The organism is Chryseobacterium potabilaquae (assembly GCF_902728265.1).
Classification (GTDB): domain Bacteria; phylum Bacteroidota; class Bacteroidia; order Flavobacteriales; family Weeksellaceae; genus Chryseobacterium; species Chryseobacterium potabilaquae.
This window is the reverse complement of record NZ_CACVBR010000029.1, coordinates 1-13,758: the sequence shown is the minus strand read 5'-3', so window position 1 is coordinate 13,758 and position 13,758 is coordinate 1. Positions and strand designations below refer to the sequence as shown.

Genomic DNA, 13,758 nt, shown 5'->3' with positions numbered 1-13,758 from the left:
AAAATTTTAGTATCCCGATACCCAATCCCATGAACCATTTCCCGTTCCTCCTAGATATACCAAAATCCCAGAGATGCCTGCATCTAACTTAAAGGAGGGATGGCGTGGAATAGGAGCAAGCCCCATTGTCTCACTTCCGACATTGGAAACATAAATTGTTTTTCCCACGGGAATTCCTGAAGTAGGAAGGGTTAAAGTATGTCCCGCAGTTATAGGCTTAAGTTTCACAAAATTATCAGTAGCTAATAGGGTATAATCTGAAGTTTGTTCCGTAGTGACATTAAAAGAAGAAGATCCCGAATTTCCTTCTACTCCCTTCCATTTCGAAGAAATATTATCATAATAATAAAACCCTGCTCCAGTAATATCGGAAGTTTTGCCTGACGATCCTGTACCTGAAGTAACAAATACGAGTACCCCATTTTGAGGAGCTCCATAAGCATTATCTCTAGCAGATAATTCTGCTACGGTAAAACGGGGAATAAGAAGCCCAGCGGGGGAAGTTACAGAAGAAGTATTACCCACAATATCCAAGGTAGACTGAGGAGTATTGGTATTAATCCCCACTTGACCAAAGGTGTACATACTTACAATTGTTGTAAGAATAATAAATGTTTTTTTCATTGTTTTAAGTGTTATTTATAATTGTTAAATAAATGGAAAAATAATTTTAGCTTTCTGTTCTTATAATAAGCTTTATTTACTACCTGATATTTAATTGGGAAATAATAAAATATCAAAATATAATTGTTCATAGAGCTCGAGAAGTTAAAAGAATCTTCAAAGCGTTTTTGTATTCAATCCCTACTTATCATTAGATGTTTTTAAAAAAAGATGTGGTTCTCATTATAATTATCATCTATAAGAAATAGTATATTTTTAATCATTATTTATATATTTTTGTTATTTACTCTTGTAGTCCTAACTAGACTAATTTGTAGCATATCGTAATGAAAATCAACTTTTTTTTTCTATTTTTTAAAAATAGGAGAACTTTATATTTTCCTTTATTTAAAAGAAATACGATCCATCATTCCTTACTTTTATTGATAGCATTTTAAAAATCAATAGGTTATTATTTGCAGATTAAATATTTTATTCTATATTTGCCTTGTAATAAGTAGTCTAGTTAGAACTATTTATTATGTTAAATTTGTTGAAAATTAATCCGTTTAAAAATTCAACAATGACTTTTGAGTTCTTTTTGCCCCAAAAAGGCACCCTGAAAAATATTCATCTTAACATTACCGATGCTTCTCTACAAGACCACTTTTTTTCTTTTAGAACCTCTCTGCGGATAGAGCCCCACCAATGGGATAAAAACAAACAGCGTCCGGTCAATATATACCTTAAAAAGTATAAAAAGCTCAATACTATACTCGATCATATTAAAGTAAGGGTTTCTGAATATATAAAAGAAAGACTCCAGCAAAGAAAAACAATTTCTCAAAGAGGACTTTCTACAGAAATCCATAAAATATGTATTGAAAAGATACAAAGCTATCATGAAAACTCTCTGCTTTATTATATGAAGCATTATATCAAGTCGAGAAAAGAAATGATATGTCAATCTACTTACAAGCGTTATTTAGTATTCTATAGATTAATCAAGCGTTTTGAAGGATTTCTTATGGAAAGACTGAATGTGGAGAATATTAATAGTGATTTTATCAATGATTTTATTGTATTCGGACAAACTGAAGAGTATAGTGAAAATACGATTTACAGAAGTATTCACTTTGTAAAAACCATTCTTAATTTTGCGGAAAAAAAAGGAATTAGAACTCGGGTTAGAGAATTGGAAATTAGAAGAGAAAAACAACAAAAAACTGTAATCACTCTTTCAGAAGAAGAAATTATCCAAATTAAAAGCACCCAGGTTCCTGAAGCATTGCAACCTGCTCGAGACTGGTTATTAATCAGTTGCTATACAGGACAACGATTTTCTGATTTTATGAAGTTTAACGTAGAGAAAATAACGAGGATTGGCGGAAAACCCTGCATCTCCTTTACCCAACAAAAAACACAGAAAAAAATCCTTCTTCCTTTACATCCTATGGTAGTTAATACCCTCCAACGAAATGGTAATAGTTTTCCCAAAGTAATGGATATTCAGCAGTATAATGATGCTATTAAAGAAATTGCCAGAATGGCTGGCCTCGATGAGCCTCTTAAGGTTAGAAAGCGTATGGGATACAGAAGCCGGGAAATAAACACTGAGAAGTGGAAGGTGATTTCAAGCCATATTGGAAGAAGGAGTTTTGCATCCAATTTTTATGGTAAAATTCCTACTCCTCTATTAATGCAAGCTACGGGGCATAGTTCCGAACAAATGTTCTTACGGTATATCAATACTATAGACAAAGAAAGAATTTTAAGCTTAAGTATCTATTTTGATAAAGTATATACAGAAAGAAATATAAGAAATAAACATTCCAATTTAAATTTATTCTAAGAGAATCATTACATTTTCTCAACGGAAGAAACATTTTATTTTACTGAAACACAAATAATAATTGTAAGCAAAAATACACGGTATATATTATATTGTGCGGTATTTTATTTCCTCTTACAAGCAGGATGAAATGATGGAGTGGCAACTACTTTGGAGACAACATTTATATACTCTTTATGCTACATGTTTAGATTGATTAGACATTAAATTTTGACACTCTTTTATGGTTAAATTTCCTAAAGCCAAATGCCTTCTCTGAGTGTTGTAAAAATGCTTCTATATATTCAAAAACAGAGTTTTTGGAGTGTATCAAAAAGTGTGGAGGAAATAGTAATTCATTAAAAAGTTCATAAGCTATTATCAAAAAAGCATTCCTTATGGAAAGAAATAAGAAATGGGCCAGAAGAAGAAGAGGGAATGTCGGAAGATATTAAATGGCCTATTAAAGAATGTATCCAAATTTCCACATTACCCATACTCCCTTATTAAAAAAAGGGATGTTGATTATTCAATATGGGAGATCAGACTATCTTCTTATTGGTAAGGGACTCTACCCTATTAATTTTAGGAAATGAGCCGATCCCTATTAATCATTTAATGGATTAAAATTATACTTCCCCTCTATCTTATGTAAATAAAAATATCCCCCATTATTGAAATCTCCATTATGGGTGTTGGGTCGAAATAAAGCCCTTTTACAAAGACTAAAAAATGAAAAAACAATAATTTTGTAAATTTTATTGCGAATTTAACACTATTAAGTGAATTGTAAGTGGATATTATTATTTTTTATGACATTCATCACTTTTTCGTATTTTTTGATTGATAATTTTTGACAGTCCAAATAGTTGTCGTTTTTTTGCAAAAAAATTACAATGAGGGAGAGTAAATTATTTGTTATAAACCCGAGGTTCAGTCGAGCTACGTACGTTTCATTTTGGTTTTGGAAAATAATCTAGCATCTATTGCCTTTTTATAAAAATCAACATTGAAGATATATTGATGACTCTTTTGGAAATACAAAACTCCGTGAGAACAGGACATGTTCTAAATAGACTTGGTAATTATAATATTAAAGGCTAGATGGTTTTTTTCTTTCAAAGAAGTCCCACGGAAATTATTAAAAATTTCACTTTAGTTTCTTTTTGTATTAAAGAGATAAGAATTACTCTCACTCCTAACTGATTTAAAACAACAAAACCTAGCTACTTTAAGGATAAATTAAGTTTTCTAAAGATAAAAGACCCATCTCCTCTAATCTTTCAATACCTTGTCAAAGGCGTTATTTAAGTATTGTTAATTCTGATATTTCGATTAATAAAAAATGAATAGTGGAGAGGGAAATTGTTTTCAATTTTTTGAATTTATTTAGTCTAATTAAAAAATAAAATAATGTAAATAATTTAAATACAACCTATGAAAAAAACACTTTTTACCACCCTAATATGGGGTATAACGATGACATTGATATCTTGTAACCAAGATAGGGATATGAATGAAACGAATAATATCAACACGGAGAGAGAGCCGACCTTAAGCTATGAAACTCATAATAAAGAAAAGAATAATATGATTCCTATCAGTATTAATAAAGTAGGAAATAACTATCATGTCCTGTTTGATCTTAATACTTCTCTTTATATAATACCAGATAATAAACAAAATGAAGAGTACATAAAAAAAATAAGTGAAGCGATAGGAGAAAAAAGGCTCCTGATTACAAGTAATAATAATTCTATTATTAATGTACAGGAAGTACTATCTGCAGAACGTTACTTTGAACCCATCTGTAGAGAGGTGGAATATAGCCATCTTAGAGATGTGGAAAATGAAAGTGTACTATATCAGCTAGTGACTGCTCTTTCTATTTCTTCTGTAACAAACTACCCCTCTATTCCACTTTGGTCTATTCAAAATCAAAAATTATTATCATCAGGGCTCCCCAACTTTAAATATAGAGTTGATGGATGTTATGCAAGAGCGCATAGAATGCGGCAGATACTAATTTACAAGGGGTATAAATGTGAAAAAATTTGGTTATTTGGTAATTTAAGAGCTATAACCGAAGAAAATAAAGTAATTAATTGGGGGTGGCACGTAACTATAGCGGTAAAGCTTAGAAATGGAAAGAAACTCGTAATTGATCCTGCTTTTCAAAATAAACCTATGACAATAGGAGAATGGGAAGGTAAATGTTTAGATAATAGGGGGTTGAAAGGGACTTCAAAACCTTATAAATTATCCAATGCTTTTACTACAGAGAGTCGTAATTACAAACTTTTAAATTTTAGAAACAGAATATCTAGTGTTAGTTTTAGTCCCGAATATGATAACTGCTATACAAAAACAACCAGTACGTTAAACAGGTATTATAATCTAAAGGACTAAGTTTCAAAAATTGTATTCGGGACTATTATCCGAAGGAGTAAGAATTTCTCACTCATGAGGGCACAGTTGAATATAAAATAGCTTATCGAGCATTTTACCGAAAAGATAAATTTATGAAATTTTATCAGTATATCCCTTATACTCAACTTTGCAATAATTAAAGAATGCAGGTCTATTAAATTCGGGCTTAAGGTCTATACTCTAGAATTTTTAAAAAATTAAAAAAATTCAAAAAACTAATACAATTAAATATTAAAAAATCAAACCATTAAATGAAACTAAAGTGTTTATTAGTAGCAGCTTTTACTAGTTTGTTATGCAGCTGCAATGATGATTATATTGTAGAAAATACAAAAAACAGCAATTCCAGGCAAAAGCATAACAATATTGTTAAATTTGAAAAAAATGAATTGATAAGAGGACCAAAAGAGAATATTTATTTAAATACTTTTGGGAGAAGAAGCAAAAGGGGGAGCAATAGCTGCCAGGAAGTAAGAGAGTCTCTTAAAAAATTCTTTAAGTCATTTTCGACTCTTCAACCCTCCAATGAGGTTTGGCCTGGAAGTATTGTGTACAAAAAAAGTATTATGGAGGGAGATTTAAAACCCATCATTGTTTCCTCACAAAAGAGAAATAAGATTGAAGTAAAACTAAATGGTCTTTTAGTACCCACTAGTACCACTCAAAAATCTTATAGAATTGTCAATAATCCCAGATCTACGACTGTTCAAGAAGCCATTGGAGATATTTTGGCAGATTATTTTGCTTCCGGAACTTCATTTCCTGCTAATTATACGGTAGAAATACAGAGGGTTTCCAGTACGAGATCCTTAGAGGCGGGGCTAGATATAGGGTATACAGGAGCTACCGGAATTGGAGCAGGAGCAGCTTTTAATCTCTCTTTTGATATTAATAAGACTTATTATGCGGTAACACTTAAACAAGAGTTTTTCACCGCCCAGGTGTCTCCCTTAAATTTACAAGGAGAGGAAGGATGGTATACTCAGGATGTTTCAGCTTCAACTATTCAAAATTCCGCCTATATTACTGCAGTAAGCTATGGAAGAGTATATACTTTGCTTTATGAATCAAATGAAGAGGGAAAAAAAGTAGAAGAAGCTCTAAAATTTGCATATCAGACTCCCTTATCAAATATTACTGCATCACAAAAAATGGCATATGCCTCCACATTAAAAAATTCAAATATCAAGATAAAACAATCTGGAGGAGATGCAAAACTAGGAATAGACGTAGCTAGTGATCCTGAAAAAATTCACGCTTTTTTAGAAAAAGGAGCGGATGTGTCAAGAAATAATATGCCGGCCATAATTGAATATAAAGCAAATGATACCCAAACACACGAATCCATTACCTATACCATTGACACAGATGTTAAATATAAAGAATGTAATGATAATGAATATTCATTAGTTTTAAAAAATGTAGACTATTCCGTCCTTCCCATTATTTTCAGAACAGAAGATAATCCCAACCACAGTACCTACTATCTGGCCAGTGGAGAGTTAATTAAACTTTCTTACAATAGTAATTTAATGCAGTTTACCTATAAAGGAAGTCCCATAAAGGAAATGGACCTTAATGGTGGGGATGCTGCTGATGATATTATATTTGAGGAAAAAGATCATACCTATCATAATAAATATCCGTATATAGCGTATAGAAGTCAGAGGATTGGGTATGGGGTTCGAACTAAACTGTTTGATAATTATAAAGATATCCAGTCCACTATTGCAAAATCTGCGGAAGACAAAGATGGTATTAATGGAGGTGTAAAGGCTCAACTTGTGGGGAAAAAGGATCTTACAAAAAATGAACTTATAATAGAAATTAGACAAAACCAGTACTAATATATACTATTACAATTCTTTAAATAAAGATATTCTTCCACCAAGTGTATAAGTTAAAAGTTAGGCTTGGATTTTTAGAATCTGAGCCTTTCTTCAACAATAGGTATAAAAACAAATCAAAAAATCTAGCGTTCTTATAACTCATATAGGGAGATTGCTAAACTAATTAATCTGAGTGGGATTAATTAATATTTTACAGGAACTTCTGTGTACTTATTTTTCTAAAGTTAATGTTGTAGAGTCCATTGCGAATGAGAGAATAATCACATACTAAATATTTAATAATTAAAATGCTTTTTTTTAATAAGGGAGCATTAGCAATCTCAAAACTTTGATGCATCCTTTTAATATGTAATTTAATATCTTCCGACATTCCCTCTTCTTCTTCTGACCATGTCCTAATTTCCTTCCATAAAAGAATTTTTGTAGTACAGGGTTTAATTTTTTTGGTCTCTATTTCAGTAATTCTATTATGGTCATGGACACCTCTCATGGCTACAGGGCAATCCAAAAATCCGGGATAAAGATTCAAATAATAGGAAAGGCGGAAAAAAAACTCCGAATCTTCATGGATTCTTAAATTCTTAAAAAAAGCATCCATCTTATTGAGTAGAGATTCTCGGCGAAGTGTTAAAGTATCAATACTAAATAACCCAAAACTTCCTTTCATTCCTAATTGTCCGGGAAAAACAGATGTGGGAGGATGTCTTTGGTAAACAGTCGTTAAACGATCTCCAAAAACTTTATAATATTGTTCTTTGGCGGTATCGGAATAATAGTGTACTCCTAACCCTCCATACACCCCCTCTACTTCAGGGTTTTGAAATAGAATCCTCTCAGCTTTAAAACGATTGGGAAGATAATAATCATCGGCATCCAAAAAAGCCAGAAAATCACCTGTCGCCTTTTCTATTCCCAGATTCCGGCTCTCTCCTGCTCCATGGTTTTTTCCATCCCCATGGCGAAAGAGCTTTACCTTTTCATATTGCCCGGCCAAGCTCTCACATATCTCTAAGGCATTATCCGGAGATTGATCTTCAATTAAAATAATTTCATATACTTCATTACACTGTAAAGTAGATTCCACGGCACGGGATATATATTTTTCCGCATTATATACAGGAATAATAACAGATACTTTCATTTTTAAAATGGTTTACGACTTATGAATTATTTAATGGTTTCTCGTTTTAGTTATAATGCAGTTTGGAAAGTAAAATAGCTTTTTATTACTCCTTCTACTTTAGTTGAGATATGTAAAACACGAGGTTAAAAAAAAGAAGTATGAGGAGTAATAAAAAGCTAACTCTCCTATAGGCTATAATCCTAACCTACTAAGAGAGATTTTCCCTATATTTGTCGTAATTGATAAGGTCCACTAAAGAGTTAAAATTTAGCTTTTGGAAAATATTCTTTTTATATATACTTACTGTGGATTGATGAAGCCCTAGAGCATTGGAAATCTCCAATAACCCTGTTCCCTTGACTAAATAAAAATAGACTTCCCTTTCTCTATCAGATAAAATATCTAATCCTCGGCTAGAATAGGATGGAATTTTACCAGTATGAATAAAATTATAAAGTAATTCCTGGGGATAGTAATATCCATGTTTAAAAATAGAATAAAGGGCAGTACGAAGTTCCGACTCATCGTAGGATTTGTAAACCAACCCTTGGACACCCTGATAAAGGTACAAAAGAAGTATATCTTCTTTTGGAAAGGCAGTAAAGATGATTACTTTAAGCTTGGGGGTTATCTCCTTTATATTCTTTACTGTAGAATCAAAAACATTCCCCAATAGAGCAATATCTAAAATAAGAAAATCATACTTTTTTTCCATGGTCTTTTCCATAAGCTGTGTCTTATTATAGACTCTATCTATTACAATATCTTGATTCATCGTTTTTAAAATAAAAGACATTCCTTCTATAGACACATGCTGCGCATCAGCAATAAGAATTCTTGTATTCATAGCTAATTTTAATTAAATATGTAGAATTATTTTCTCAGTAAAACCGGGAAAGGATAATACGCTTTCCCGGAATTAAAGCCTATGTATGATGAAACAAAACTAATAGGAACATTAGAGATACATTAGATTTACAGAATAATTCCGATATAAAAATACTCTAAGAGGAAAAATATTTTTATTAAGGCCTCTTCTCTAATATCAACCCTTGCTTTTTTATTATAAATAATCACATCGATAAAGTGATTACCTAACCTTAATTATTATAGAACCTCTCTACACTCTTTTTCTAAATAAGTTGAGACCCATTCAATAGTAAACGTGTTTGGATATTTATATTTGGTATCTATTTTTCCATTTTCTTACGGTATGTCTGCTAAGTTTAAAATGGCGTGCCAATTCACTATTATTGAGTTTATGCTTCTTTTGATAGTCCAAGATTTGAAACACACTGGATTCATTATAAGAACGATGATTTTGGTCAAACCGGGATCTTTCCTGATCTATACATCCAAAAATAATTCTATTAAGATCAATAATATCTAATATGGATAACTCCTGCTTTTTTAGAATATTTCTACAACTCTCCTTTTTTTCAGGATATTTCTTATCTAAAATATCCAAAAAAAGCAGTTTGTAATTAACGCATGTCTTTTTCATTGTTTTATCTTTTTTTAAGGGATTAGGTAAGAAACATCTTAAAAGCTTCCTCTATGACGAAAATAATTTCATTCAAAGAGGAAGTCCTCCAATTAAAGTTCATTTCTTTCCATTGGGATATTTATCCCTCCATTTATTCAAGGTACTTTTAGGAATCCCATACTCTTGTGTAATCTGTAAATTATTTTTTTCCCCTTTATCTAATATTTCTAATATAAAATCAATCATTCCTTTGGTGTAAATATTCTTACGATAGGCCCAATTCTTTTTTTTAGCAGTTCCCTTTCCCTGGCTTTTTGTATTTACTCTCGTCTGAGGAGAATAGAGAATAAGGTGTTCTGAATAAATCCTGAAAAAGTTATATTCTAAAAGTTTACTCCATTGTAAAATGATCTCCGTATTCAATGTCTCTTTCTCGTACATACTGTATACTTCTTCTTTTTCACACTTAAAAAAGGCACAAATACTCCCCAATTCAATATTTTTTTCAAGTACTCCTTGCTTAATTAAACTCCCACAATGAATTTCTTTGAAATTAAAGTTATTATCTATCATTATATTATCCTGGTTACATTAGGTTATTTTAATTTTTAATATCCACAAAATCTAATGTAAAAGCTCTTCCATTTGCTCAACGATACGTTGATTATCCCTATGGAAATTATTACCTTTTTGAGTGAGTGCTATAGAGCTCACAAAATCAGAATCATACAAAAACTTTTTTATTCCCTTTTTAAAGCCTCGCTTGGAAAAACCGGAAAGCAGATCTGATTTCGTATAAAAATCCCTATCTTCTCCCTCAAAATAAGCTGGACTCATCACTACTTTTCCTAAATACATCGCCTCTAGGGAATGAATAGAAAAATAAGTCATCCATGGCTCAATATAATAGGTGCATTTTGCCATATACGCATAAGGGTTTGTTTTTATACCCAACAATAAAAAAGTATTCTCTACCTGTAATTCCTTGATCCTTCTTTGTAAAGAATCATATTGGGGGCCATCTCCCAGAATGAGAATTCGATGATTCACTCCTTCCTTTATTAATTCCCCATGAGTCTCCAAAAGAAGATCATATCCCCTGTAGGGAGCCAATTCTCCTATAGAGAGAAAAGTAGGATCAAACCATAATTTTTCATCTTCAAAATCAACGGCTTCAAGTGATTTTTTTTTAATGGCTTCTAGATTTAAAATAGGATTGATACATGTACTATTGTATACCTCTATCCTTACAGCCCTTTCAAAGCTATTTTTCATACCATCAGAAGGAAAGACCGTAATATCACACTGATGTAACCTAGATAAAAGTTTTTCTCTACCCCTTTTCTTATAAAGCAAAGAATCAACATCAAACCAATGAATTTTTTTGGAGGTGGTAAAGGGGCTTCTCAGTAACCTTCTCAATAAAGAGCTCTGCATTGAAATCTCAATATCGGGGACTACTCCTATTTTTTGAAATAAGAGAATGGGAAACAAACGATACATCATGAGAATAAATGCCCTATCAATAAGCTCTACATATCGTAAAAATGCATACTCACTAAGATACTCCTTTCCCTGCCCTAGAGATACAATCTTCACCTCTTTAGGAAGAGATTCTAAGAGTTCTCCTTGCCTCATGTCAACTAAGAGGATCACTTTATTTCCTCGTTGAGATAATATATGGATAAGATGCCAAAGCCTTATAGAAGTCTCTCCCATTTCCATATTTTCTATACGAAATAATATCTTCTTTTTCATTCTTATATATCTTTATATCCCTTCTTATAGAATTAATAGATTGATAGTATCCATAAACCTAACTAAGAAGTAAGACTAAATCTTAAGACTGAGAGTAAACAACTCTATAAAATTTAACGGTATGTAAACTAGAACGGCATAAAGATGATTTTTTTAAAAGATGTAAAGTCTCCACCCTCGTTTTTAGGGACCACATCCGCTAGAAATGCTGCTTATAACCTCTCCAAAAGATCCCGTGTTTATAACACTTAAGAGCATTAAATATTTCCTGTGATACAATTGTTTTTATAGTCATGTTTTATTGAAATAAAACCGGCGGCTTGCCGCCGGTTGAAGTAAGTATAATTTCCTTTTTTTGAGGCAGAAATAGGTCAAATAAATACAATCAATAGAATGAATTATTCTGCTATACAACGAACCGAGACGCCGAGGGTACGGCGGTAGCCGTTCGCTGGGCCCACGCCGCCGCTAGTGAAGGAAAGGGCATAAGCGTTGTCGCCATCCTCTGTATTGCTCCAATAGAAGCCGCTGTAACCGCGGGAGCTCAAAACTCCCGTAAGGTCGAAGCGGGTCCCCGAAGCCGGAAGAGTCAATTTATTACCGTTAGAAGGACAGTTAAACTGACGAGCAGCTCCAAAGTTAGTAGGGCTAGTACTAAACGTTCCTATCGTATTACTTGTGCTATTATTGATTAAGGCTACCCATTCTGCCCTGGTAGGAACACGGAAACCAGAAGGACATGGATCAATACCTGTCTTTACAGGAACAGACTCAGTACCGGAATTCCAAGCCCCATTAGAAGCATTAACGGTATTCCAACCTGGGATATTGCCAGCAGGAGTATAAGCATCCGCGACAACATCAGCTCTTCCCCATTGATAATAATTTCCGTGAAGCCCTTGGGTAACCACCGAAGGATTAGGATCCAAACTCGTATCAGCTCCCAAATTATGAGAGGCCCATAATTTAGTGCCATTTCCCATACACATTGTCGTTGAACCTCCACTTCCGGAAGGAGAAATTGTCTTACTAACATTACAGCTTTGTCCTGCAAAACTGATCGGAAGACTCATGGTTCCAGCAGTTGTAGCAGTTCCTGTCACAGTGTATACCAAGTTACCATTACCATTTACCAAAGCTCCTGCAGGTAAGGTAAAGGTTAATCCGTTAAAACTAAATTGCTGCTGACCATAGGCTTCACCGTTTCCGCCAGTATAAGGAATACTCATCGTTCCACTGTAAGTTTCCCCTTGGGTTATTGTAGGAGGAATAAAAGAAGTAGAACCACAATTTAAGGCGGTAATACTTCCTAAAAAAGGATTAACTGGAACACTAAAGGTACAGGATTTCCCTCCTATCGTTATAGCAAAATTCGCAGTTCCCGCTGCAGAAGGAGTACCGGTTATATTAAATATAAGATTTCCATTCCCTGAGTTTAAGCTCCCTCCAGCAATAGTAGCACTTAAGCCTGTAACTCCTGTAGAAATAAACGAACCCGCATTATATGCTCCCCCATTTCCTCCGGAATAAGGTATCGTGGTATTCACTCCACTGACCATAGAGCCTGCAAATAAAGTCCCTGACGTAGTTGCTGAGGAACAATCCAGCGCTAAAACATCTCCATTAGGGGTATTAGAAGAACATAAGGACCCCCATTCTGGAACTAAGGGATTGGTAGAATCATTCACCATAATACATCCCTTGTTTCCAAAACAATCGGTACAATAGATAACAAGACCATGAGCGGGATGAAATATAGCATCCATCTGGACCTTAGTCATCCTTGGAGGTAAGAATCCATCTGTAGTGCTGGTAAGATCAAGAATCGCAGAAGGATCAGGTGTAGAAGTGCCTACTCCCATTCTTCCCCCTGTAAATCCTAAATTGTTACCATCCATAGTAACCTGGCGTGGCCCCTGCAAGCTGCCATCAGCATTATAAAAATTATTTCCACCACCCATTTTTACCCATTCATTTTGATCAGCATTAAAATAATAATAGCCAACAGCATCTACATGAAGAGTTTGATTAACCTGATTAGAGGGATCAGGAGTTTCTGTAACATACACCATAGCTCCATTTTGGTCCATTCCATACGTATTCGAAGCAATAGCTGAAAATAGAGTGTTTCCGGTAAGACGGGGAACCAAAATCCCTTCCGCCGTACTTCCATCCATATTTTTTGCCTTCACATCAAGGGTAGCTTTAGGAGTGTCTGTATTAACTCCTACCTGGCCGTAAGCAAGTGCTCCAAAGAGCAGCATAGGTAATAAATTTGTTTTTTTCATTGTCTTAAAATATTTATTGCACGTGTTTATTTTGATAAAGTTATTTCCATAATATTCTTTTATTTCATTATTTAATAACAGACACTTATCTCCTATAAAACTTGATTGTGAGAGAAAGATCTTATAAGCCGATTATCATATCCCTATTTATTCTATTATTAGCCCCTCTCTCTTATTATATCTATAAACATCCTCCCAAGCCTATAGTGTATCTCTTAATTATATTTGCATTTTCTAGAGTAAGAATAGTCCTTATTAGACCTCCTATTTAACATAATGATTATCAAATCAATAATTTTTAAATATTTTTTTAATTCTAATTTGTATTGAGGAGTGCTTTGTTTAAAAGAGTTTAGACTTCTTATTATTCTTATATAGTATGCATTGTT

General features: G+C 33.2%; 10 protein-coding genes. 3 read left to right on the top strand and 7 right to left on the bottom strand.

Annotation, left to right across the window (positions count from 1 at the left end; all coding sequences use genetic code 11):
- Positions 1 to 6 precede the first annotated feature (6 nt).
- On the bottom strand, positions 7 to 624 hold the full coding sequence (locus CHRY9293_RS13470) for a hypothetical protein (RefSeq protein ID WP_162033458.1): 618 nt from the start codon (positions 622 to 624) through the stop codon (positions 7 to 9).
- A gap of 562 nt (positions 625 to 1,186) precedes the next feature.
- On the opposite strand from CHRY9293_RS13470, the gene CHRY9293_RS13465 reads away from it, so the two are divergent.
- From CHRY9293_RS13465 to CHRY9293_RS13455, 3 genes are all read left to right on the top strand, one after another.
- A complete protein-coding gene (locus CHRY9293_RS13465; protein ID WP_162033457.1) occupies positions 1,187 to 2,455 on the top strand; it encodes a phage integrase SAM-like domain-containing protein in 1,269 nt (422 codons plus the stop codon).
- A 1,416-nt stretch (positions 2,456 to 3,871) separates the two neighbouring features.
- The gene (locus tag CHRY9293_RS13460; RefSeq protein ID WP_162033456.1) at positions 3,872 to 4,843 is read left to right on the top strand and encodes a protein-glutamine glutaminase family protein; all 972 of its coding nucleotides are present in this window, start codon (positions 3,872 to 3,874) and stop codon (positions 4,841 to 4,843) included.
- Positions 4,844 to 5,115: 272 nt separating this feature from the next.
- The gene (locus CHRY9293_RS13455) at positions 5,116 to 6,711 is read left to right on the top strand and encodes a thiol-activated cytolysin family protein (protein ID WP_162033455.1); all 1,596 of its coding nucleotides are present in this window, start codon (positions 5,116 to 5,118) and stop codon (positions 6,709 to 6,711) included.
- 193 nt (positions 6,712 to 6,904) lie between these two features.
- Here the strand turns inward: CHRY9293_RS13455 and CHRY9293_RS13450 are convergent, their stop codons facing one another.
- The 6 genes from CHRY9293_RS13450 to CHRY9293_RS13425 all read right to left on the bottom strand — a co-directional run bounded on the left by CHRY9293_RS13450 (position 6,905) and on the right by CHRY9293_RS13425 (position 13,369).
- Positions 6,905 to 7,855, bottom strand: coding sequence for a glycosyltransferase family 2 protein (locus CHRY9293_RS13450; protein WP_162033454.1), 951 nt, complete (start codon positions 7,853 to 7,855; stop codon positions 6,905 to 6,907).
- A 190-nt stretch (positions 7,856 to 8,045) separates the two neighbouring features.
- Positions 8,046 to 8,684, bottom strand: a complete 639-nt coding sequence (locus tag CHRY9293_RS13445) for a response regulator transcription factor (protein ID WP_162033453.1) — start codon at positions 8,682 to 8,684, stop codon at positions 8,046 to 8,048.
- A 330-nt stretch (positions 8,685 to 9,014) separates the two neighbouring features.
- Positions 9,015 to 9,341 carry a helix-turn-helix domain-containing protein gene (locus CHRY9293_RS13440; RefSeq protein WP_162033452.1) on the bottom strand — a complete coding sequence of 109 codons (327 nt, stop codon included), beginning with the start codon at positions 9,339 to 9,341 and terminating at the stop codon, positions 9,015 to 9,017.
- 99 nt (positions 9,342 to 9,440) lie between these two features.
- The gene (locus CHRY9293_RS13435; RefSeq protein WP_162033451.1) at positions 9,441 to 9,896 is read right to left on the bottom strand and encodes a transposase; all 456 of its coding nucleotides are present in this window, start codon (positions 9,894 to 9,896) and stop codon (positions 9,441 to 9,443) included.
- Positions 9,897 to 9,947: 51 nt separating this feature from the next.
- Positions 9,948 to 11,081, bottom strand: coding sequence for a glycosyltransferase (locus tag CHRY9293_RS13430; protein ID WP_162033450.1), 1,134 nt, complete (start codon positions 11,079 to 11,081; stop codon positions 9,948 to 9,950).
- A gap of 398 nt (positions 11,082 to 11,479) precedes the next feature.
- Positions 11,480 to 13,369: a fibrobacter succinogenes major paralogous domain-containing protein gene (locus CHRY9293_RS13425; protein ID WP_162033449.1), complete on the bottom strand. Its 1,890-nt coding sequence runs from the start codon at positions 13,367 to 13,369 to the stop codon at positions 11,480 to 11,482.
- Between the last annotated feature and the right edge of the window lie 389 nt (positions 13,370 to 13,758).

Excerpts from the sequence above, each read along its gene's own strand:
- CHRY9293_RS13470 (WP_162033458.1), bottom strand. The coding sequence starts at position 624 with ATGAAAAAAACATTTATTATTCTTACAACAATTGTAAGTATGTACACC.
- CHRY9293_RS13465 (WP_162033457.1), top strand. The coding sequence starts at position 1,187 with ATGACTTTTGAGTTCTTTTTGCCCCAAAAAGGCACCCTGAAAAATATT.
- CHRY9293_RS13460 (WP_162033456.1), top strand. The coding sequence starts at position 3,872 with ATGAAAAAAACACTTTTTACCACCCTAATATGGGGTATAACGATGACA.
- CHRY9293_RS13455 (WP_162033455.1), top strand. The coding sequence starts at position 5,116 with ATGAAACTAAAGTGTTTATTAGTAGCAGCTTTTACTAGTTTGTTATGC.
- CHRY9293_RS13450 (WP_162033454.1), bottom strand. The coding sequence starts at position 7,855 with ATGAAAGTATCTGTTATTATTCCTGTATATAATGCGGAAAAATATATA.
- CHRY9293_RS13445 (WP_162033453.1), bottom strand. The coding sequence starts at position 8,684 with ATGAATACAAGAATTCTTATTGCTGATGCGCAGCATGTGTCTATAGAA.
- CHRY9293_RS13440 (WP_162033452.1), bottom strand. The coding sequence starts at position 9,341 with ATGAAAAAGACATGCGTTAATTACAAACTGCTTTTTTTGGATATTTTA.
- CHRY9293_RS13435 (WP_162033451.1), bottom strand. The coding sequence starts at position 9,896 with ATGATAGATAATAACTTTAATTTCAAAGAAATTCATTGTGGGAGTTTA.
- CHRY9293_RS13430 (WP_162033450.1), bottom strand. The coding sequence starts at position 11,081 with ATGAAAAAGAAGATATTATTTCGTATAGAAAATATGGAAATGGGAGAG.
- CHRY9293_RS13425 (WP_162033449.1), bottom strand. The coding sequence starts at position 13,369 with ATGAAAAAAACAAATTTATTACCTATGCTGCTCTTTGGAGCACTTGCT.